Source organism: Gleimia hominis (assembly GCF_002871945.2).
In the GTDB taxonomy this organism is placed as follows: Bacteria; Actinomycetota; Actinomycetes; order Actinomycetales; family Actinomycetaceae; genus Gleimia; species Gleimia hominis_A.
In genome coordinates this window covers 1,413,094-1,435,357 of the sequence record NZ_CP126963.1, presented here as the reverse complement: position 1 = coordinate 1,435,357, position 22,264 = coordinate 1,413,094, and the positions used below count along the sequence as shown (strand labels likewise).

The following is a 22,264-nucleotide window of genomic DNA, read 5'->3' as shown; positions in this document are numbered from 1 at the left end:
TAGCGAGTCTAGTAAGTAATCGGGGCGACATGCACAATAGTGTTTTAGATATCTGATTCCGCTGTTTTATTCCCGTTAGGCTGACCGTGAAATAAGTCGCTCCCGAAGGCAATTGAGGGCTACCTTACGTAGTCTGATTGGTAGTTGCCCACGTGATTTGGAGGTAGGGCATGCAATTTGGAGTTTTCTCGGTCTCGGATATTACAACGGACCCGACTACGGGGCGTACCCCCACGGAGCATGAGCGCATTAACGCTGAGATAACCATCGCGAAGCACGCGGAAGATATTGGTTTGGACGTGTTCGCGATTGGGGAGCATCATAATCCGCCTTTTCTCTCGTCCTCACCAACCACGTTGCTGGGATATATAGCGGCGCAAACTGAACGGATTATACTGTCTACCTCTACCACGTTGATCACTACGAACGACCCGGTGAAGATCGCGGAGGAATACGCGATGCTGCAGCATTTAGCGGGTGGACGAGTGGACCTCATGATGGGACGTGGGAACACGGGGCCGGTGTACCCATGGTTCGGTAAGGATATTCGCCAGGGGATTCCGCTTGCGATTGAGAACTATGCATTGTTGCGCCGATTGTGGCGAGAGGAGAACGTGGATTGGGAGGGTAAGTTCCGCACTCCGCTGCGTGGCTTCACGTCTACGCCCCGCCCGTTGGATGGTGTGCCGCCGTTTGTGTGGCATGGTTCGATTCGTTCGCCTGAGATAGCGGAGCAGGCTGCGTACTATGGGGACGGGTTTTTTCACAATAATATTTTCTGGCCGATGAGCCACACTAAACGCATGATTGCACTGTACCGCCAGCGTTTTGCGCATTATGGGCATGGAAAGCCTGAGGAGGCGATTGTGGGGCTTGGTGGACAGTTTTATATTGCTCGCAATTCGCAGGATGCGAAGCGGGAGTTCCGCCCGTATTTTGATAACGCTCCGGTGTACGGTAATGGACCGTCGATGGAGGAGTTCACTGAGCAGACGCCCCTTACGGTTGGTTCACCGCAGAAGGTTATTGACCGCACACTTTCGTTCCGCGAGCACGTGGGGGATTATCAGCGTCAGCTGTTCTTACTTGACCACGCGGGGTTGCCGCTGAAAACAGTGTTGCAACAGTTGGATTATTTAGGGGAGATTTTACCTACGTTGCGGGCTGAGTTTGATTCCCGGCGTGAGGCTGGGGTTCCGCAGGCACCTACGCACGAGTCGCTAATTGCCGTTCGTGAGCGTGAGACTGCTGGACAGAATAGTTCTGGTGGGGAGTCTGGGGTAAAGAGTTCGGATTCGCAAACGAGTACGCGCCGGCAGGTTGATGATGTTACGGGTGGGTCTTTTTACGCGCAGCAGGATTCTGATGAGGCATCTGTTGCTAATGCGGATTCTTTGTTACGACAGGCGGAGAAGTAGTTGGGGCCATGGGTGCCAGCTTAGGAAAGTGAAGGTGTTTCTGTGAGTATTGTTGTGGTTTCGGCTTCTTTGTCGCCTAGTTCGTCTACGCATCGGTTGGGTTCGGATCTTGCGGCAGCGGTGGTGGAAGCTGGTGTGGAAACCGAGGTTAAAGAGATTTCTTTGCGCTCTCTGGCGCATGCGCTGGTGGATAATTTGTTGACGGGTTTTCCTTCACCACAGCTGCAGGAAGCTGTTGATGCGGTGGTGGCTGCGGATGGTTTAGTTGCGGTTACACCGGTTTATAACGCGGGTTATTCGGGTTTATTCAAGTTGTTTCTCGACGTGCTTGAGAAGGATTCACTGCGTGGAAAACCGGTGTTGTTGGGCGCGACGGGTGGTTCGCCGCGGCATTCACTGATCACTGAGTATGGGCTGCGTCCACTGTTCACTTATATGCATGCCAGTGTGGCGGCAACTGCGGTGTATGCGTCGACAGAAGATTTTGGTGCTCACGCGGCGGATTCGGATGGTTCGGCTGGGACCACGTTGCGGCGGCGGATCAGCCGAGCTGGCCGTGACCTCGCAGCTTTGATTCGGGCTCAGAACCCGGGTGCGTTGCAGAATGCTGCCCCCACCTCACCTTCGCAATCAGATTCGTTTGAGGGGGCGGCAACTAATGCGAACGCTAGAGCGCAAGAACTATTCCCCGATTTCAAACCCATGGGTGAGTTGTTCAAACAAGAACGAGATTAGCGGGAGCACTCATTTACCCCGTCTAGCGCGAAGTCGTTTTCTCTTCTTCCCGCGAAGTTTGTCGTATACTACGATTTCATGGAGCAGTACCGGCTTTCTGAGCGTGATGAATTGTCACTTGATGCTGCTAAGTTCTACTATTCTGGCTTATCTCAAGCGGAAGTTGCGAAGCGGCTCCACTTGGGACGCACAACTGTGTCGAAACTTCTAGCACATGCGCGCAGGCGGGGATTTATTCAGACCGTGGTTAAGGACCCTCGGGAAGACGATAAAATACTGATAGAAACACTTCAACATCGCTACGGTCTGCACGAAGTCGTACTTATTTCACCAGCGGATACAACAACTGATGGGATCCGCAAAGCACTTGGTGTGGCTGGTGCACAGACGCTATCTTCGCTGGTGCGCGATGGTGACACGATCGGTATGGTTTATTCGCGTACCGTAGCAGCTTTAGCTAGTAATCTGGGTTCGCAAACTCGCAGCAACGTGAGTGTAGTTGAACTAAGCCGCGGTCTGACCTCTCCGCAAGATACTGTGAACTATTACCCAAGTGCTTTAGCGCATTTAGCCAGCGCTTTCGGTGGCCACTACTTCCAGCTAGGTTCACCACTATTTGTCTCAAGCGTGCAAGAGAAGAACCAGCTTTTAAACCAGAGTTATTTGCGTGAGGTCCTTGCCATGGGCGATTCGTGTCGGATCGCGGTGTATACGGTGGGGGACCCGGTGAGCAATAGAGAGTTGATTCTAAAGACGCCAATACTGCCCAGGGAAAGGGAAGTAATAAATCAACGGGCTGTGGGCGATATTTGTTCTAGGTTTATAGATAGCCATGGTCGCGTCTGTGTTCCCGACCTTAATAATCGGACTGTGGGGATCTCGCTTCCATCTTTGCGTCGTAAAGAGCAGAAAATGCTAATCGCTGGTGGAACACGCAAAGTGGAGGCAGTGTTTGCAGCACTTGAAATGGATACGTAAACCGCTTGGTGACGGATTACAGTACAGCTTCGGCCATAGTAAAAAAGTTGAAAAACAGTCTGTTTAATAAGAGAGAACAACTCTAACTTCTGGTAACTAAAGGCACGTTTGTTCTTATCTGGCACAATCGTTCTGGCGGTTCGTATTCAGTAACCGACGTCCTTCCACCTCATTAACATGAATGCGGAAGGAGAAAACAATGGCGATATTTCCCATAGATCATACTTTGCTTAAGCCGGATTCCACTCGGCAGCAAATTCAAGCTCTTTGCAAAGAAGCAGTTGAGTATTCGTTTGGTGCCGTGTGCGTGAACCCCAGCTGGGTTAAAGAATGCGTTAATAATCTGCATGATACTGCAGTAAAGGTGTGCACAGTGGTTGGTTTCCCGCTCGGAGCAACTACCCCGCAGGTGAAGGCGTTTGAAGCGAAGCAGGCACTTGAATCGGGTGCGAATGAACTAGATATGGTGATGAACATTGGCGCTGCAAAGGATGGTGATTGGGGCGCAGTCCAAAGTGATATCGAGGCTGTGGTTCAAGTAGCACGTCAGTTTGACGCTATAACGGTAAAAGTAATACTTGAGACTTGCCTGTTGACGGATGAGGAAATCAAGTTGGCATGCAAGACTGTGGTTGCTGCAGGCGCGGACTTTGTGAAAACCTCAACCGGATTCTCAACCGGGGGAGCCACCACTGCTGACGTGGCATTGATGCGAGAAGCAGTGGGGCCAGACTTTGGGGTTAAAGCCTCAGGTGGAATCCACTCAAACGAAGAAATGGAAGCCATGCTAAAAGCAGGTGCAAATCGGATAGGAGCATCCGCGGGTAAAAAACTATTGGAACGGGGGGCTAACTGACCATGGCAACAAAAGAAGTCCCTGTGAAAAACACTTCGTTTGGTTTAATTAAAGACAGTTCCCAGCAGATGCCAGATGGGTACCTTAGTAAAACCCCTATGATTCAGTACCTGTTGGTTTCCATTTGCTTCCCGATGTGGGGTATAGCAGCAAGCTTGAACGACATTCTTATCACGCAGTTCAAGTCCATTCTCGAACTAACAGACTTCGCTTCGGCATTTGTACAATCCGCGTTCTACGGTGGTTATTTTGTACTTGCCATCCCTGCATCGCGCGTGATCCGCAAGTGGAGTTATAAGACGGGTATTCTTATTGGGCTGAGCTGCTACATCATTGGTTGCACGATGTTCTTCCCGGCTTCCAAAATGGCTACCTATTCTGTGTTCCTAGCTGCACTGTTTGCTATCGCCACGGGATTGTCATTCTTAGAGACGTCGTGCAATACGTACTCTTCAATGATTGGGCCACGCAAATCTGCAACTCTGCGGCTAAATATTTCCCAAACTTTTTACCCGTTGGGGTCCATTTTCGGAATCCTGCTTGGGAAGTATTTGATTTTCACCGAGGGGGATGCGCTCCATGTTCAGTTAGAGAATCTAACGGGCATTGAAAAACAGCAGTTTGCAGAACAGATGCTGCAACGTACACTCGGGCCATACCGGTTCATAATAATTGTCCTCGCAATACTCCTGATTATTCTGGCGATCACTCAAATGCCACATTGCAAGCCTCTTATGGGAAAGAAAGAGGTGGGTGCGACGATTGGTGAGACCTTGAAGTATTTAACCCGCAACAAGGACTTCTTGTTCGGCATCTTCACCCAGTTCCTATACGTCGGTATGCAAACTGCGGTTTGGTCGTTCACAATCCGGCTTGCGCTGAACTTAGATACAAGCCTCAATGAGCGGAGTGCCTCGAACTTCATGATCGGCGCATTCATCGCGTTCTTCTTAGGGAAAGTGATCGCGAATATTCTCATGACGAAGTTCAATGAGAACTTGGTGTTGATTGGATACTCGATTTTCGGCATGCTGGCACTGCTGTGGGTGGTGTTCGCTCCGAATATGAGCGCCGTTTACGCTGCGATTTTAACATCCGGTCTGTTTGGCCCGTGCTGGGCAACCATCTATGCAAGAACCCTAGATTCGATCAAGGACAAGCGTCACACCGAAACCGGTGGAGCCGTTATCGTGATGTCTATCATCGGGGGTGCTGTGGTGCCGCTGGTGCAGGGGTATGTTTCGGATGCAACGGGTTCGATGCAGACCTCATTCGCAGTGTCACTGGTTTGTTTCGCAGTGATTTTCGTGTATTTCGTTAAGCATTTCAAAGAAGAAAAGAACCGTTTCTAGGAGAGCAGTAAAAGTGTTACAAATCCCAATTTACAAAGAAGTATTTTCGAATGAACCCCAGGTTCTTTTGGAAAACGACAGGTTTAGGGTGGAGGGAAAACGCTACCGCACCGGAATTGAGTCGCTCACATTAAGTAACGAACGTGGGTACGTGGAAGTCCTTCCGTTTATGGGGCAGATTATTTGGGACGCAAACTTCGACGGTCACAGTTTGCGTATGAAGAATATGTTTGAGGTTCCGCAACCAGCTAAAGAAATAACAGATACGTACGGTTGCTTCGCGTTCCATTCCGGTATCTTGAGCGCGGGTTGCCCTTCCCCTGAGGACACGCATCAGATGCACGGTGAGTTTCCCTGTGCACCAATGGACCAGTGCTGGCTTAAGGTTTCTGATGATGCTGATGCTGTTCGCGTGGTGTCTTCGTACGAGTATGTCAAAGGATTTGGCGATCATTACCGGGCACAGCCATCCGTTACTTTGCGTGCGGGTTCGGGTCTGTTTGATATTGGTTTGTCTGTAACCAACTTGTCTGAATACATGCCGCTGTCAATGCAGTACATGTGTCACATGAACTACGCGTTTGTGGAAAATGGGAAGTTGGATCAGTCGATTGGTAAGAGTGCTTTCAAGTTGAGGCGTTCTATTCCTGCGCACGTCACCCCGACTGAGGAATGGACGCAGCTGAATGAGGATATTATTTCGGGCAAAGTGGACGCGGATGACCTGTCTGCAGCTAAAGGGTTTGATCCTGAGATTGTGTATTTTGCTGATGACTTACCTCAATACGGCGAGGACATGAAGTTCACAATGACAAGTCCAGATGGGACAGTTTTCGCTACCCAGTTCAAGAGCTCAGATTTTCAGGTTGCAACTAGGTGGATTCTGTACAATCCTGATCAGCAGGTAGCAGCCTTTGTGCTGCCTGGTACGTCGCGGCCGGAAGGTTTTTTGGCAGCGGAAAAGGCTGGGACGGTAGTTAGAGTTGAGCCGGGTGCAACCCGCACGTTTGTGGTGACAACTGGAGTGGAGGGCTAATTGTGGATATAGCTGTTATTGGTTCTAATATGGTGGATTTGATTTCATATATTCGCCGTATGCCAAGTGAGGGGGAGACGATTGAGGCCCCTGATTTTAAGATGGGTTGCGGTGGTAAGGGTGCGAACCAGGCGGTTGCGGCTTCACGTTTAGGTTCGCGCGTGCTGATGCTCACCCGGGTGGGGAACGACTTGTTTGCCGATAATACGATCCGCAATTTTGAGGAAAATGGGATTGACACGACCCACGTTCTGCGCACTGATGCCACTTCAGGGGTTGCACCGATTTTTGTGGATCCGGATTCTAAGAACTCCATAATTATCGTCAAGGGTGCGAACGATAAGCTCACGCCGAAAGATATTGAAGATGCGTCTGAGGAAGTGAAGGCCTGTAAGCTTATTGTTCTGCAGCTTGAGATCCCTTTGGAAACGGTTTACGCAGCTATTCAGTTCGGTAAGGAACATGGTATTCCCGTGTTGCTGAACCCTGCTCCTGCTCAGCCCGACCTTGTTTTAGAGAAGGTTAAAGACGTGGACTACTTTATGCCCAACGAGTCTGAGCTGTCGCTTCTGACGGGTATGCCAGTGGAGACGATTGACGATATCCGTAATGCGGCAAGCGCATTGTTAGAAGCGGGGGTGAAGAACGTGATTGTGACACTGGGGGACCGCGGGTGCTTGTGGATGAACAATCACACGAATACCCTCATTGAAAGCACCAAGGTGGATGCGGTTGACACCACTGGTGCGGGGGATGCGTTTATCGGGTGTTTAAGCCACTACCTCATGCAAACTGATGATGTGGAGGTCGCGTTGAAAGCCGCGAACCAATACGCAGCGGATTCGGTAACGAAGTACGGGACGCAAACTTCCTACGCTACAGCAAAGGAATTCGCGGGGATTTACCAGGCGTAACGCTTGTGTGCACGGCCTGAGACCTGCGTGCTCGGCATGAAACCTACGTGCCTGGCGTAATATCCAGCGCCCCACCTGCCCGGTGTAGCGTCCCGCACCCCACCTGCCTGGTGTAGCGTCCCGCACCCCACCTGCTATGCGCGTAACCGCCATGTTCTGTGTGGTGGCTTGTGTGTGGCGGGTGGGGTGTTTACCGTTGCAACCCGCCGAGGTTCGCTGCAATCGCAGTTGAGGCGGGTGGGTTTGCATATATCGCTCAGCGCTCTTACCCGTTATAGCCTGGAGGTATGACTGTTAACGAAACACTTGCTATAGATACGCACGCTCACGTTTACCCAGCTCACTACCTGGATTTGTTAGAAAAGGCTGGGGTGGATCCGGATACCACTGCGATTGCGCGGGGAATGAACGCCGATTCTTCCGATGAGGACATGCGAACCCGCCTGCAGTGGATGGATAAAGCGGGGGTGGAGCAGCAGGTGCTGGCAGTGACTCCGCAGGTACCAGCGAACGCGCAGACCACGCAGTGGATTAACGACGAGTACAAGCGGCTGATTGACGCGTACCCGGGGCGGTTCCAAGCCTATGGCGCACTGCCCTTACCGGACGTTGAGGCCGCGCTCGCGGAGCTACCACACGTGTTTGAACGCGACTTTTTAGGCGTCTCGCTGCCCACGGTTTTTCGTGACGGCACCACGTTAGATGATAAGTCTTTTGCCCCCGTGTGGGCGGAGTTGAACGAACGTCACGCAGTGGTGAATATTCATCCGACGGGATCCGGGGTGTGCTCACCGTTGATTGCAGATAAGGGCCTGGCGTGGGTTAATGGCGCGCCCGTAGAGGATGCGACTGCTACCCTGCATCTTCTAAAAGCTGGGATCCCCGGTAAATACCCTAATATTCGCTTCCATATTGCGCATCTGGGTGGCGACTTAGCGTTCATGTTCCAACGCATAGAGGACAATTACACGGACTGGGATGCGTTCCCCGCGTCCCCTCAAGAAACGTTGCAAACCTTCTATTTCGACGCCGCGAACTTCTATGAACCCGCTCTTCGCCTAGCGGTCGAGAGTTATGGGGGAACACAGATTCTAGGTGGTTCCGACCACCCCTACTTCCAAGAAGACAAGTACGTGCGCGCATTCGATTACGTGCGCAAAGCCAATTTGCCTGAGGAACAACGCAACTCGATACTCCGCACAAACGCGCAAAAACTGTACCAACTGGGTTAACTAAGAGAGGGATTCTCGATAAAAGCCTCTAACGCAGCGTAACAAGCGCCCTTAGAGGCTGAAAAGAATCCATGCGGGTTTGTTAATAACCTGGTTTCGCTCCACTTTGAGTTAAGCAGGCGTTTCTTCAGCTCCTTCTCTATTTTTACTGCCCCGAAGTCGAGAAGTGCAGCTAGGTTTCCACCAAAAATGACTACGTCTAGGTCTAATAGATTTAATGCGTTTGAAATAGCTATGCTTATGGCTTTGTTGGCTTGATCAATTGCTTCTATTGACTTACTTTCACGCTTCTTGTAGCTGGCGAGCAATCGAGTGAAAGTGGAGTTCTCGGGTAGCCCAGCTGCTTTCAGTAGTGCATCTTGCCCTACAAATTGCTCCAGGCACCCATTTGAGCCGCATCTACAGAGTGGGCCTGCGGGGTCAACACACATATGCCCGATTTCGCCTGCCCAATTGTGAGATCCCGAGAACAGCTTAGAGTTGAACATGATTGATGCGCCAACTCCGACTTCGCCAGACACATACAAGAATGATTTATTGCTGGAGAAACTCCCCGGAGCTGAGTACAGCATTGAATATGCAGCTGCGTCGGCCTCGTTCATAAGACAACCAAGTGAGATGGGATCAGGCAGAGACAAATATGTCTCTGGCACAACATTTTTCCACCCTAAGTTTGGGGCAGTAAGAATCGTCTTGTCCTCAGTGGTTAGGCCAGGTATGCACAAGCGTGTTCCTGTAATGCAGCAACCCTTAGGCGGTGACCACTGCCGTACCATTTCTCCTAGGCGAGGTAACACGTATTTAGGGTCAGAACTGCGAAAGTTATCCTTCTCAACAGCCGAAAAGAGAGTGTCACCTGCAAGGTCAGTTACGGTAACCGCTAGATAGCTGATGTTGACTTCCATGCCGATAGCAGCGTAGGTCATGGGTCTGATCTCTAGTGGTAATGACGGACGGCCGATACGCTCTATCTCCGGTGTGCGTTCCGTGAGTAGTCGGGCGTGTAGTAGTTCCGCAACAATCCTTGAAACAGTAGCCTTTGTTAGGCCTGTTTTATTCGCAATACTCGCTCGCGGGAGAGGAGTGGGCGAATTGAGGATTGTTTGCAGTACCAACGACGTGTTTTGTTTCCGCAACGTTCCTGGTCTGGAGGCGTTCAACTTCTTCCTTTCATTACATGAGCAAATATTATTCTATGTGTTTGTCGACGGGAAGTACCTAGTGGGTCAAGTTCGCGGAAAATTCACTTTGTTCCAACTTCTTAACAGGGGTTGACAGAAACTGCAGTCGGTATTAGTTTAGACCTGTAACTAAATGGCGCGGGTGAGGTTGCTCGTGTTCAGTTCGATGATGAAATGGAGTCAATAAGAATGTTTACGCCAAAGAAGGAAGATAACTTTACATTCGGACTTTGGACCGTTGGCTGGCTTGCGAATGATCCGTTTGGAGACCCAACGCGCCCAGCGTTAGAACCTTGGGAGTACACAGAAAAGCTTGCAGAAATTGGGGCTGCGGGTATAACTTTCCACGATAACGATGTATTCCCGTTTGATGCGTCTGATTCTACGCGAGACAAAATTGTAGAAAGAGTGAAGAAAGCCTGTGATGAAAACGGGCTGAAGATACCGATGATAACCACAAATACCTTCACTCACCCCATTTTCAAAGATGGGGGATTGACCAATAACGACAGGTCTATTCGCCGCTTCGGATTAAAGAAAATTCTACGTAACGTGGACTTGGCTGCTTCGCTTGGCGCAAAAGTATTCGTAATGTGGGGTGGTCGTGAGGGGTCTGAGTATGACTCATCGAAAGATCTCAACGCAGCATTTGAACGCTACAAAGAAGGCCTTGATGCGGTAGCTGGGTACATAAAAGAACAAGGGTACGACTTAACGATCGGCCTTGAGCCTAAGCCCAATGAACCCCGGGGCGATATTTTCTTGCCTACAGTTGGGCACGCTTTAGCGCTAATTGCGGAGCTGGATAATGGAGATGTGGTTGGCCTGAACCCAGAAACTGGCCATGAGCAAATGGCAGGACTTAACTACACCCATGCGCTCGCACAAGCGCTTAATGCGGGAAAGCTGGCACACATTGACCTGAACGGACAATCGGGAATTAAATATGATCAAGACAAAGCCTTTGGTCATGGGGATTTGGCCTCCGCGTTCTTCACTGTAGATTTGTTGGAGAACGGATTCCCAGGTGGTGGACCACGGTACGAAGGGCCTCGTCACTTTGATTTCAAGCCATCGCGTACAGAAGGCATGGACGGTGTTTGGGAGTCAGCTAAGGCGTGCATGGAAATGTACCTAATGCTGAAGGCAAAGGCAAAGGCGTTCCGTGAAGATCCGAAGACACAAGAGCTTATGGAAGCAGCCTCGATACCAGAACTTGCCGTGCCTACGATGAGTGACGGAGAAAGCTATAGCGATCTGCTTGCATCGGACGACATTGATGTCGAAGCTGCTGCATCACGTGAATACCATTTTGTGGAACTTTATGAACACGCAATGCGCCACTTGATTGGGTAGATCAGTGTACGCAGGAATAGACTCTTCGACGCAGTCAGTAAAAGTACTGGTTGTTGACGATGGCCAAGTGGTTCGTTCTGGTCGCGCGTCACATCCATCTGGAACTCAAGTTCCTCCCGATGCGTGGTGGGTTGCGCTAAAGCAGGCTATTGAAGAAGCGGGCGGGATTGAGGACTGTGATGCTGTTTCCATAGCTGGGCAACAGCACGGCATGATTCTGCTTGATAGTGGCGGAAACGTGCTTAGAGACGCAATGCTATGGAATGATACGTCCAGTGCCCAAGCGGCTAGTGACCTTATTGAGGAGCTAGGAAGGGATTGGTGGGTGCACGCATGTGGATCCGCTCCTGTCGCGTCTTTAACGGTTACAAAGTTGCGGTGGATAGCTGATAATGAGCCGGAAACCGCGCGTAAAACTGCAGCCGTTTGTCTTCCGCATGATTGGCTATCGTGGAAATTACGAGGCTCAGAGGACATAAACGATTTAGTTACAGATCGATCTGATGCTTCTGGAACTGGATACGTCGACGCAAAAACAGCCCAGTATCGGTGGGACATCTTGGCTCACGCTCTCCGCATCTCTGAAGTGGAAGCCAAGCAAATAGTTCTGCCTAGAATCGCTGAACCGTTCGAATCCATTGGAACAGTTAAACCTGAGTTTGGCACCGCTGTCGTAGGCCCGGGGTTGGGCGACAATGCGGCGGCGGCTCTTGGGTTGGGGCTACGTCCAGGTGAAGCCAGCATCTCGCTAGGCACGTCTGGTGTAGTTGCTGCTGTGTCGAAGAGTCCTGTTATGGACCCTAATGCTGAAGTAACTGGTTTCATGGATGGCACAGGAAATTGGTTACCGCTAGCATGCACTCTCAATGGTGCGAGAATCATTGATAATGTGAAGGATCTGCTGGGAGTGGGCTACGAAGATTTTGATTCGCTTGCTATGAGTGGCGACTCAAAAGGACTCACGCTGGTGCCTTTCTTTGAGGGAGAACGCACACCGAACTTGCCTCACGCAACAGCAGCTTTGCATGGAATGACTTCAAATAACATGGACCCTAAGTGCTTTGCCAGAGCTGCGTTCGAAGGGCTGGCATGCCTGCTTCGAGGAGCCTTGGAGGCGGTGCTTCGGTGTGGTGTTCCAGTGAAAAGAGCTGTGCTGATCGGGGGCGGCGCTAAGTCACGCGCTGCGCAAACGATTCTTCCGGGAATCCTAGGTATACCAGTGGACCTTGCGGATCCTGGTGAATACGTTGCACTCGGAGCTGCGTGGCAAGCAGCAAAAGTGCGCGATCCGCAACTTGGTCCCTGGCCAGTTGAAAGATCGGAACTTATGGGGCCGGTTGGTGCCGACAGGTCACGGGCGGAAGCAATATGGCAACGATACACAGAAGTAGCGTCAGACATATTCCAAAGTGGGGAAGATTCGCAATAACGGTTTCTTACCAAATCTAAGAGTTCGTATCTTCTGATTACGAACTGAGTTTTCTGGGGTGGGTTGAATAACGCATCCTTATGCTTACACACAGGAGTATTAAGCAAAAATGAGACGTACTCGCAATATGTCTACCCTAAATATGGGAATGATCTATTTTTTTGGATCATTAGGCGGCCTACTATTCGGATATGACACCGGAGTAATATCCGGAGCAATTCTCTTTATTCAAGATCAACTAAATCTAGCGGAGTGGGGACAAGGGTGGGTCGTTAGCTCGGTCCTGCTAGGTGCCGTGATCGCTTCGCTATTCATAGGACCACTCTCAGACAGGTTAGGTCGGCGAAAACTGATACTGATCGCATCTGTTGTATTCTTTGTTGGTGCAATCGGGTCCGGTGTCGCCCCAGGTTTTTTTAGCCTGGTAGCGTCGCGCATAGTCCTTGGTCTAGGCGTTGGAATTGCATCTTCGTTAATACCTACGTATCTTTCCGAGCTCTCGCCGGTAGACAAGCGCGGTTCTTTAACGGGCCTATTCCAGTTAATGGTCATGTCCGGAATTCTCTTAGCATATATTTCAAACTACGCGCTAGCCGGTTTCTTCCACGGTTGGCGATGGATGGTAGGTCTAGCTGCCGTACCTGCAGCAGTTTTGTTAATCGGGGCTCTGCTACTACCTGAAAGCCCTCGCTTTCTTGTACGCCATGGTGACGAGCAAAAGGCTAAAGTCATTCTTGCCGCAATGTATAAGACCCATCCAAACGAAGTTGAAGCTCAACTAGAGGATATTCGAAGGCAAGCAGAAGCCGAAGACGGAGGCTGGGCCGAGTTGTTCGGTCCTGAAGTACGCCCCGCATTGATTGCCGCGATAGGCCTAGCAATATTCCAACAGGTAATGGGGTGCAATACAGTTCTGTATTACGCACCGACTATATTTACTGACGTTGGATTCGGCATCTCGGCAGCATTGATTGCCCATATAGGAATCGGTGTGTTTAACGTAATAGTGACAGCAATAGGCATCAAAGTTATGGACCATGTTGACCGAAAAACGATGCTTATAGTTGGCGCTATTGGCATGGCGGTTTCTCTATTTATTATGAGTTTTTCAATGCGATTCTCAGCCGGGCACATGACAGCAGCCTGGATCTGTGCGTTAGCCTTGACTGTATATATTGCATTCTTCTCTGCAACTTGGGGCCCCGTTATGTGGACAATGATTGGTGAGATGTTCCCGTTGAATATTCGAGGCCTGGGGAACTCCATGGGGTCTACCATTAACTGGACCGCAAACGCAGTAGTATCCCTTACTTTCCCGCCATTACTCAACTTCTTTGGTACTGGTTCGCTGTTTGTGGGGTACGGTGTACTGTGCGTTGCAGCGATTTGGTTTGTAAAGGTCAAATGCTTTGAAACGCGTAATCGTTCACTCGAAGAAATCGAAGACGGGCTTCGTGCCGCACATGCAAGAAAGATTGCTTTAAAGAAATAATATTTACAACGCTGGGGTTAGTAGGGCACCAACCTACTAACCCCAGCTACCTTTTTCCACTACTTTCGTTTGAGTTTTCCACGGTTTAGCTGCAGTACAATGTCTGCGCGGCGCGTAACTTCTTTAGAGTGAGTTACAACGATCACGCACTTATTCTGCTCGTGAGCTGCCGCGCACAGAATGTCCAGAATTGCCATGCCCGTCTGCGCATCCAAATTACCTGTAGGTTCGTCAGCTAAAATCACCGGCGTGTCCGCCGCCAATGCGCGTGCCACCGCCACCCGCTGCTGCTGCCCACCAGAGAGTTTCAACACGTTACGTTTAGCCTGCTGCGCCGACAACCCCAGTTCCTCAAGCAAACCCAAATCCGCATGCCGGTCAACCAACTTCAAATTCTCTTCGGGAGTCATGTACTCAATCAAGTTATAGTCTTGAAACACCAAACTCACATTACGTTTCCGATGGTGCGCGTAACCACGTTTCGCAACGTCCTCACCATTAAAACTAACTGTCCCCAAAGTCGGCGTATCCAAACCTGCTAGTAAACCTAACAAAGTGGTTTTACCCGCGCCCGACGCACCTACAATCGCATACACCTTACCGGCCTCAAACGCCTGATCAATCCCATCAATCACCCGCGTACCGCCCGGGTAAGAGAACGAAACATTATTCAAAGAAAACAAAGCCATAACCAACCTCTTAAACTAACTACTTAAAACGCATTAAACCTAGTGCGTGCTCGTCAAAATCTGCTTAGTACTACGCCTCGCAATCAGCAAAAAAGCTAAGCACAGTGCCACAACACAAATCACTACAAGCGCAACACACGCAGCACCGCCCGCGGCGAAAACGTGAGGGACATCCACCCCCTCAACAAAAATCATTACCCCCAAACCGGCCACTAAACCAAAGACTGCTGCTGGTATGGCGAGCAGTAATACCTCCACCAAAAACTGGGTGAATACCTGACTTCTATGAAGCCCAATGCTGAGCAGTACCCCCACCTCATGCAAACGACCGCGAACCCAAAAAACCAGCACGAACGTGACCGCCAACAAGCTGGCCACCCCCAACACTGCAAGTAAAGTATTCAACCAAGACACTTGCGTAACAGCGGCCTCCAACACAGATTTGAACGCATCAACGTTACTGCTTACCTTCAACCCATGCTTGAGCGCAATATTCTGCGCCGAATCAAACGCGGCGTGTAAACCAGCCGCGTCTTTCACAGGAAACACCGCTTCAGCAACCGACCCCACACCAGTGGCAGGCGTGACAACAGTGTTCTCTACCATCTGGTCTGGCGAAGTAACCGCATCCTCATTCGGAGCCTCAAAAATCCCCACCACCTTAAACGCCTGCGTAGTGCTAGCTGCTGAGTGTTGCGTAGTGCTAGCTGCTGTACCCGGCGTATTTCGACCTGCCTGGCCATGTGTATTTCCACTTGCTGGACCGGAAGATCCACCAGAATCCACGCCAGAGAAAGCCAGCTGAACCACGGACCCTACACGCCACCCATTTTTAGCGGCGAGTTCGCGGTGAACCAACATGGGCGCGGCAGCATCCGCATTCTTAGCGAACCCAGCCCCCTCAACAATCCGCCACACCTTCGTTTTAAAACCCGGAAGCCGGGCGGAACTATCCACCCCAAGTACAGACACGCGTGCCGGCAGGTTGCCTTCCAGCTGCACCCCCTGCGGTTGCACAATCTGGCCATCAATCTGCGCAGTTGTACGGGAAACCAACGTGGGGGTACCAACTTTTTTAACCGAACTGAACTGGTCAAGCGCAGCCCGTGGAATCTCCGTTCCATCCGCTGGGGCAGACACCGTGAATCCCGCATCCACACCAGACGTGATTGCGTTAGACGTGACAGCTGCAGCGAACCTCCAGCATAAAACCACGGTAAGCAAAACCGCTGTCACCGCTAAAATAAAGCCCAAAATCAGGTTCTTCACGCCCCTACGTGAAATCGCTAACCCAGCACGGCTCAGACCACTCATACCAACTGGCTGACCACCCGCATAAGCTTGGGCGCACTCATTAGACGTATTCGTCATCGGATTACCTACCAACCCTCTTTACCGGTTCGCAAACAAAGCCTTCGGGCTGGTGCGTAACTGGAACGCAGCCGCAACCCCCACCGCAAGCACCGCAACCACGCAGCCAGTAAGAATGCCAAACCCAAGCGAAGAGCCCGTGACGGAAACGTTCAAGTGGTCAATGGTGCGGGTAACATCAGCAACCTCTAGCCCACCACCGAGCTGCGCACCAGGCGTGTCCAGTTCACCTAACTGCGACTGCACCCGGCCCAGCGCCTTTGTTCCCATCCACTGCGCCACCGGCCCGCTCACTAGCCACGTGAGTAACCCAGCAGGAACTAGTACGTACACGCATTCCAACACATACTGCCCCAGGATCTTTAACTTGGAATCACCCAAACTCATGTAAATCGCGCTTTCACGGCGCCGCTCACTGACCCACAACAAACTAACCAAAATAAGTAAAATAACGGCAAAACCAATGCCAGACCAAAGCACTGTACCAGTCAATGAATGCAAACCGTCCACGGCCTGTGAAATACCTGTAAACACATTTGCCGAGGCCGTCAACTGAAACATGTTCCAATCCACATCCAGTTTCTTCGCCGCATCCATCACCGGTGCCGGATCACCCTTTGTGAAAAACGTTGCGTCAACGTAGTTCGCGGTATCCAAACTAGCCCCCGCCAACTTAGCGGCCGAACCCAGGTCCGTATAGATCGTATTGCCCGCATATAACAACCGATTTTGTGGCTGCTCCGCAGGTTTTCCCGCTAGCGTTCCCACGACCTCAACGTCGATTTCACTTTGCGGTTTGCCCTCGTTGTCCGCGTCAAACGGGTTCGTTGAGAGTGTTATCTTTGAACCCAGTTTCCACCCGTTCGCCCGCGCTAGTTCCTCATGCACAAGTGCCTTCCCCGCGTCCTTATTCTTGAGGTGGCGGCCGCTCGAAAGCTTCAAAGTGCCCGTCCGCAGGGGAGTAGCTAACGCGGAATCACTTGCCCCGCTTAGCATCACAGCACTCCCGAACTGGCGTTCCTTTTCACCAGCAAAAAACTGCGCATCTGCTGGAACAGACACCGGTTTACCACTTTTAATATCCGCAACCGTGTCTATCCGAGTGAAGTAGTTAGTGACGCCTTCTAACTGCGATATTTTTGCAATGTCCGCCCGTTTAACCACGCCACCACCGCGTGGCGTACCGGGGTTATTAGCCCGATTGTTCTCTAAAACAAAAGACGATAGCAGGCCCTTTCCGGCTTTTTTGCCGGCTTGGTTACTGGCGTTAGTGATTGCGTGAGCACTAACCACAGTCGTCATCATAATGGTCACTATTAGAGTAACTAGTAGTGTTTTTAACGGTTTGCGCCCAGTAACTAGCAAGGCGCGTGAAAATATGGACATCGCGTTCTAATATTTCTAGTTCAGGCAACCGCATCAAACGTTGATACGATCGCTATTTCTTGTATTACCGATAAAGAAGTTAGAGTATGCAACCATACGAAACCTGAAATGAAACTGAAAGTTATATGAATATGGTTGCGCTGCGTGCACCTCAGGCTTGGAATTGTTTTTTGAATCCTTCTGCTGAGGGGAACACGTCGCTCGCTACAACAGTGTTTTCTAGGTACGCAAAGAGCGTGTCAAGGCCTAGACGTAACGCGCCCAAGCAGATTGCGCGCGGGCCCAGTGCGGAAGCGGAAACCTGTGGCATTACCGGGCACCAATGCCTCAGGTTTTCTACAAAACGTTCCAAGAACAGGTCGGAAAATGCGGAGTACTTGCCGCCCACCACCAGGTGCGATGGAGCGAGAGTGAGAACCATAGCTGCGGCGCCAAGCGACAGGGCGTTGGCGAAATCGTCAATAACTTCTAACGCTTTGCTTTCTCCGGCGCGGGCCGCGTTGAAGATTTCCGTGCGGCTCGTGATTTCGTTGGTTTCGTACACGCGTTTCGCACACGTTTCTGCTTCAATGTCTTTCCACCGAATCGGGGTTAGCTCCCCGATCAGCCCGGCTGCGCCCTGTAGTCCGCGGTGAATCTGCCCGTTAATAATCGCCGCCCCGCCGGTGCGTTCACCAGAAAGGATGTACACGACATCGTCGTGGCCCTCCGCCGCACCGCGCCACGATTCCCCTAGAGCGCCGAGTGCACAGTCGCCCGCCACAACAGTTTCGCAACCAAGAACCGCAGACACTTCTTGAGCGATGTTAGTACCCCGCCAATCCGGCATTCCGGAACCACCGTAGTACGTGACCACCCCTTCGTTGACCACACCGGGGGAAGCCACCGCACACAACGTAATGTCTTCGATCGACAGCCCAGCTGCTTTCACCGCTTCACACCCCGCCTCAGTAGCATCCAGCAGCCGCTGCTGAGCGGGAGTTTTAGCGTCCAGATCGACGGTGAGTTCGCTTAGAACCTCACCGAATAAATCACCTACCATCGCCGTGCAGTGGTGCGCACCAATATCCAACCCGAGCACGTGAACGGTATTTGCGTTCAAAGCCCACCGGGTAGCGGGGCGGCCAAACGAGTTATCGGGCGCTAACTGTTTAACCCACCCGAGGTTGTCCAGGTCCGCCACTATGCGTTCAACAGCGGGGCGGGAAACGTTGATCTGCGTAGAAAGGCTGCTGATGGTTTGCGCAGACGTGAGCTGGCGGAACGTATTCAGCAGGTTCACCCGCCGCTGCACTCGACGCGGCGCCCCCTGAGGCGCGTGTTGAGTTTCCTGCTTCGAATCAGTTCGCGCTTGCGGCCGGGAGGTGGTGCGGGGAGCGCGTTGAGTTCGTGGGTTTTCGTGGTTACTTGACATACATATGAAACTAACGTAATAATGTGTGTCTAGCAACTCAAACTTGCTGAAATAGGGGTACCTAACGACAACAGCGTCTTCGGTTTACCGCACAAATAGCAAGAAAACTGGGCGAAGAAGCTGAACCGCAATGATGGGAGCGCAGATGACAACCACTGCCGTGCAACCGACCCGCACGCAAAATCGCGGGGGATTACGCGGGCGCCTGCGCGCAAACAAACCTGCGCGTGGCAACAAACCGGGCCACAAGCACAGCAGTAAGGATGCGCGCGCAGCAATCTGGTTCCTTGCACCCGCGGTTCTCGGGTTCCTCATTTTCTATTTCGTCCCGATTGTGCGCGGGATTCAGATGTCGTTTACCGACTGGAATTTGCTTGAGGACGCGCACTGGATCGGTTTTGACAACTACACGCGTTTGCTCAGCGACGCCACGTTCCTCAACGCGGTAAAAGTAACCGTCATCTACGTGGTGGTAAACATTACGACGCAAACCATCTTGGGGTTGTTGATTGCGGTGTTGATGCAGCGGGTGTCCCAGTCCACGTGGGTGCGCTCCACCCTGTTGTTGCCATGGTTGGTTCCAAACGTGACGATCGCGGCGATTACCCTGTTTATCCTGGACCCAACCGTGGGGTTGCTGAACCATGTTATTGGGTTTCTAGATATTGGGCCTATTTCGTTCTACGGTAACCCAGATATAGCGATTTACACGGTGGCGCTGGTGAACTCGTGGCGGAACATGGGGTATACGGGCCTGCTTCTGTTCGCGGGGATGCAGACGATCCCGAAGATGATCTACGAATCCGCCGACACGGAAGGCGCGTCCACCTGGCAGTCTTTCCGCTTCATTACAGTGCCGCTGCTGCGCCCCATACTGGTGATGGTGATTGTGGTTTCGATGATTGGTTCGTTCCAGATTTTCGACACGGTTTCGGTAGCGACTAAAGGTGGGCCGGGTAACGCCACGCGCGTGATCTACCTGTATATCTACGAAAAAGCATTCGAGCAGTTCGACATGGGGTACGCGTCCGCTATGGCGGTGGTGCTCATGGCAGCCCTCGTGATCCTAACGCTTTTCCAACTGCGCCTCGCACGCTCAAACGAATCGGATATGGACTAGGTATGGCGGCAAAACGAAAAACAAGCTCAGGCAAACTAGCTGGCTGGGGGCTACTGATCCTCCTAATGGTCGTCACGGTTCTGCCCCTTCTGTGGGCAGTGCGCACAGCGATGACGCCTAACCCAGAGGTTTTCTCGGGCAACTACTCGTTGATTCCAGAAAATGCCACGTGGATTAATTTTAAACGTGTGCTCGGCATGACGACTCCTGAAGAAAGCGTCGCCGCCGGCGGAACCGCAGCCACCATCAACTTCTGGTTGTACATGCGTAACTCACTAATATTCGTAGCTATCTTGGTGGTCGCGCAAGTAACTACTTCAACCATGGCGGCGTACGCACTGTCTAGACTGCACTTTCGGGGCCGCGACACGATCTTCGTAATCCTGTTAACCGCCCTCATGATTCCCCCGATTTTCATTGCCCTGCCAAACTTCGTGCTCATGGACCAGTTGGCGTGGATCAACACTTTCCAAGGCCTCCTCGCCCCATACGTTTTGATTTGCCCGTTCGGGATTTTTTTCTTGAGGCAGTTCATGCTCTCTTTGCCGCGTGAGGTTGAGGAAGCGGCGATGATCGATGGGGCGTCGCGGTGGACAATTTTTCGCAAAATGATTGTGCCCATGTGCGCCGCGCCAATCACCACGCTGGCGATTATCCAAGCGGTTTTCGGGTGGAACGAATACATGTGGCCGCAATTGATCGCTAAGGCAGAGAACGTGCGGCTACTGAACGTGGCGCTGTCCGTATTCGCGCAGTCCTCCCCCTCAACAAGACCAGACTGGGCGGGTCTCATGGCAGCGGCAACACTGCAGATAATCCCCATGTTCTTACTGCTCCTGATTTTTGGGAAGCGTTTAGTGAACTCTCTAGGGCTAACAGCGGCGAAGTAGCGGCTGGTTAGAAAAATTTGAAAGGGAAACAACCATGAAGAATAAGATAAGCAAACTAGCAGCCATGGCGGCGGCCACGTGCCTGCTTTTAGCAGGATGCTCTGGTGGTACCTCTGTGTCGGGCGAAAAAGCAAAGGATACTAAGGCGAGTGATAGTAAAGAAATCACGTACCGCCTGTGGGACCCGGGCCAGCAAGCCACGTATCAGAAGTGCGCGGATGCGTTCGAGAAAGACAGTGGCCTCAAGGTCAAAATCGAACAGCAGGGGTGGGACGATTACTGGAAGAACCTGACGACCGACCTGGTTTCTGGTACCGCCCCGGATGTGATTACAAACCACGTCCAGTACTACCCCGAACTGGTGGGGAAGAAGCAGATTATTGACCTGAACCAGTTCATCAAAGATGATGAGATCGATTTTTCTAAGTACACCGGTGAACTAACTAAACTGTGGGAAAAGGATGGGGCGCGTTACGGTATTCCACAAGATTGGGATACGATAGCGTTCGTTTACAATACAAAACTCGTGGAAGATGCGGGTTACAAAGCTCAGGATCTGAACAAGCTCACTTGGAATCCCAAAGATGGGGGTACGTTCGGTAAACTCATCGCGCACCTAACGGTGGATAAGAACGGTAAGCGCGGGGACGAACCCGGTTTCGATAAAGATAATGTTGAGGTCTACGGCTGGGGCTTAGAACAAGGTGGCGGCATTGTGGGCCAGGGTCAGTGGTCTTGGCTGGCATTATCTAACGGGTTTGAATATTTGGATAAGAACCCGTTTGGCACCGAGTACAAGATGAGTGACCCGAAGCTAATAGAGTCGATTAGCTGGTGGCAAGACCAGATTAAAGCCGGTTTTGTTACGCCCCTGGAGGTCGCTGGGCCACTTGGTTTGGAACCGATGATGGAGCAGGGGAAGGCCGCGCTCGTACCGGATGGGTCGTGGCGGATTAACTTGTGGACGTCTTCAGAGAAGAACGAGTTTGCGTTCGCTCCGCTACCAACTGGGCCGGTGGGGCAGAAGACGATTATTAACGGTTTAGCTCCGTCGATTACGAAGCAGGCGAAGAACCCGGAGAATGCGTGGAAGTGGGTTAAGTTCCTTACTTCCGACAAGTGTCAGGCGATTGTTGCCAAAGATGCGATCGTGTTCCCATCGCTGAAGGAGTATTCGGAGAAAGCTGCGCAGGCACACAAGGATGCTGGCCACGATGTTTCGGCGTACATAGATATTGCGCAGGACCCGCAGAAGCTGGCTTACTACCCGATTACCAATAATGGTAATGAGATTTCCAGTGAGGGGCAGGTAACGTTTGATGAGATCGAAAACTTGTCGGTTACCCCGCAGGACGCTCTACCTAAGTTGAATGAGAAGGTGAACAGTATCCTGTCGAAGTAAAAGCCCGGTGGGG

The 22,264-nt window shown here is 51.6% G+C and carries 19 protein-coding genes and 1 pseudogene; 14 read left to right on the top strand and 6 right to left on the bottom strand.

The features are described 5' to 3' along the window. The first annotated feature begins 170 nt into the window (after positions 1-170). The 8 genes from CJ187_RS06295 to CJ187_RS06260 all read left to right on the top strand — a co-directional run bounded on the left by CJ187_RS06295 (position 171) and on the right by CJ187_RS06260 (position 8,521). Positions 171-1,418 carry an LLM class flavin-dependent oxidoreductase gene (locus CJ187_RS06295; RefSeq protein ID WP_102216774.1) on the top strand — a complete coding sequence of 416 codons (1,248 nt, stop codon included), beginning with the start codon at positions 171-173 and terminating at the stop codon, positions 1,416-1,418. 42 nt (positions 1,419-1,460) lie between these two features. After that, positions 1,461-2,153 (top strand): CE1759 family FMN reductase, encoded by a 693-nt coding sequence (locus CJ187_RS06290; protein WP_102216773.1) that lies wholly within the window; start codon positions 1,461-1,463, stop codon positions 2,151-2,153. A 78-nt stretch (positions 2,154-2,231) separates the two neighbouring features. Further along, positions 2,232-3,131: a sugar-binding transcriptional regulator gene (locus CJ187_RS06285; RefSeq protein ID WP_102216772.1), complete on the top strand. Its 900-nt coding sequence runs from the start codon at positions 2,232-2,234 to the stop codon at positions 3,129-3,131. Positions 3,132-3,330: 199 nt separating this feature from the next. Beyond that, positions 3,331-3,987, top strand: coding sequence for a deoxyribose-phosphate aldolase (gene deoC / locus CJ187_RS06280; protein WP_102216771.1), 657 nt, complete (start codon positions 3,331-3,333; stop codon positions 3,985-3,987). 2 nt (positions 3,988-3,989) lie between these two features. Further along, the gene (gene fucP, locus CJ187_RS06275) at positions 3,990-5,339 is read left to right on the top strand and encodes an L-fucose:H+ symporter permease (protein WP_102216770.1); all 1,350 of its coding nucleotides are present in this window, start codon (positions 3,990-3,992) and stop codon (positions 5,337-5,339) included. A 13-nt stretch (positions 5,340-5,352) separates the two neighbouring features. After that, positions 5,353-6,375 (top strand): aldose 1-epimerase family protein, encoded by a 1,023-nt coding sequence (locus CJ187_RS06270; protein ID WP_102216769.1) that lies wholly within the window; start codon positions 5,353-5,355, stop codon positions 6,373-6,375. 2 nt (positions 6,376-6,377) lie between these two features. Beyond that, the gene (rbsK, locus tag CJ187_RS06265; RefSeq protein ID WP_102216768.1) at positions 6,378-7,289 is read left to right on the top strand and encodes a ribokinase; all 912 of its coding nucleotides are present in this window, start codon (positions 6,378-6,380) and stop codon (positions 7,287-7,289) included. A gap of 287 nt (positions 7,290-7,576) precedes the next feature. Beyond that, complete coding sequence (locus CJ187_RS06260) at positions 7,577-8,521, top strand: amidohydrolase family protein (RefSeq protein WP_284667221.1); 945 nt, start codon at positions 7,577-7,579, stop codon at positions 8,519-8,521. Here the strand turns inward: CJ187_RS06260 and CJ187_RS06255 are convergent. Further along, the gene (locus tag CJ187_RS06255) at positions 8,518-9,447 is read right to left on the bottom strand and encodes an ROK family protein (RefSeq protein WP_102216767.1); all 930 of its coding nucleotides are present in this window, start codon (positions 9,445-9,447) and stop codon (positions 8,518-8,520) included. The two genes, CJ187_RS06260 and CJ187_RS06255, sit on opposite strands and share 4 nt — an antisense overlap. A 72-nt stretch (positions 9,448-9,519) precedes the next feature. Then, positions 9,520-9,636 (bottom strand): annotated as a pseudogene (locus tag CJ187_RS09415) (helix-turn-helix domain-containing protein); the annotation flags it as partial. A 255-nt stretch (positions 9,637-9,891) separates the two neighbouring features. Here CJ187_RS09415 and xylA point away from each other — a divergent pair. The 3 genes from xylA (at position 9,892) to CJ187_RS06240 (ending at position 13,979) form a co-directional block, all read left to right on the top strand. After that, positions 9,892-11,058: a xylose isomerase gene (gene xylA / locus CJ187_RS06250; RefSeq protein WP_102216765.1), complete on the top strand. Its 1,167-nt coding sequence runs from the start codon at positions 9,892-9,894 to the stop codon at positions 11,056-11,058. 4 nt (positions 11,059-11,062) lie between these two features. After that, the gene (locus tag CJ187_RS06245) at positions 11,063-12,487 is read left to right on the top strand and encodes a xylulokinase (protein ID WP_233187373.1); all 1,425 of its coding nucleotides are present in this window, start codon (positions 11,063-11,065) and stop codon (positions 12,485-12,487) included. A gap of 109 nt (positions 12,488-12,596) precedes the next feature. Beyond that, complete coding sequence (locus tag CJ187_RS06240; RefSeq protein WP_350223577.1) at positions 12,597-13,979, top strand: sugar porter family MFS transporter; 1,383 nt, start codon at positions 12,597-12,599, stop codon at positions 13,977-13,979. A 59-nt stretch (positions 13,980-14,038) separates the two neighbouring features. Here the strand turns inward: CJ187_RS06240 and CJ187_RS06235 are convergent, their stop codons facing one another. The 4 genes from CJ187_RS06235 to CJ187_RS06220 all read right to left on the bottom strand — a co-directional run bounded on the left by CJ187_RS06235 (position 14,039) and on the right by CJ187_RS06220 (position 18,839). Beyond that, on the bottom strand, positions 14,039-14,668 hold the full coding sequence (locus CJ187_RS06235) for an ATP-binding cassette domain-containing protein (protein WP_102216762.1): 630 nt from the start codon (positions 14,666-14,668) through the stop codon (positions 14,039-14,041). 39 nt (positions 14,669-14,707) lie between these two features. Then, the gene (locus CJ187_RS06230; protein WP_102216761.1) at positions 14,708-16,039 is read right to left on the bottom strand and encodes an FtsX-like permease family protein; all 1,332 of its coding nucleotides are present in this window, start codon (positions 16,037-16,039) and stop codon (positions 14,708-14,710) included. A gap of 21 nt (positions 16,040-16,060) precedes the next feature. After that, the gene (locus CJ187_RS06225) at positions 16,061-17,344 is read right to left on the bottom strand and encodes an FtsX-like permease family protein (protein ID WP_158237744.1); all 1,284 of its coding nucleotides are present in this window, start codon (positions 17,342-17,344) and stop codon (positions 16,061-16,063) included. A 232-nt stretch (positions 17,345-17,576) separates the two neighbouring features. Next, a complete protein-coding gene (locus CJ187_RS06220) occupies positions 17,577-18,839 on the bottom strand; it encodes an ROK family protein (RefSeq protein ID WP_102216759.1) in 1,263 nt (420 codons plus the stop codon). Positions 18,840-18,984: 145 nt separating this feature from the next. Between CJ187_RS06220 and CJ187_RS06215 the strand changes: the two genes are divergently transcribed. From CJ187_RS06215 to CJ187_RS06205, 3 genes are read left to right on the top strand one after another with little or no spacing between them, the layout of a single operon-like run. Beyond that, positions 18,985-19,959, top strand: coding sequence for a carbohydrate ABC transporter permease (locus CJ187_RS06215; RefSeq protein WP_199171097.1), 975 nt, complete (start codon positions 18,985-18,987; stop codon positions 19,957-19,959). A 2-nt stretch (positions 19,960-19,961) separates the two neighbouring features. After that, on the top strand, positions 19,962-20,849 hold the full coding sequence (locus CJ187_RS06210; RefSeq protein ID WP_102216758.1) for a carbohydrate ABC transporter permease: 888 nt from the start codon (positions 19,962-19,964) through the stop codon (positions 20,847-20,849). A gap of 34 nt (positions 20,850-20,883) precedes the next feature. Beyond that, positions 20,884-22,251 (top strand): ABC transporter substrate-binding protein, encoded by a 1,368-nt coding sequence (locus CJ187_RS06205; protein ID WP_102216757.1) that lies wholly within the window; start codon positions 20,884-20,886, stop codon positions 22,249-22,251. Positions 22,252-22,264 lie beyond the last annotated feature (13 nt).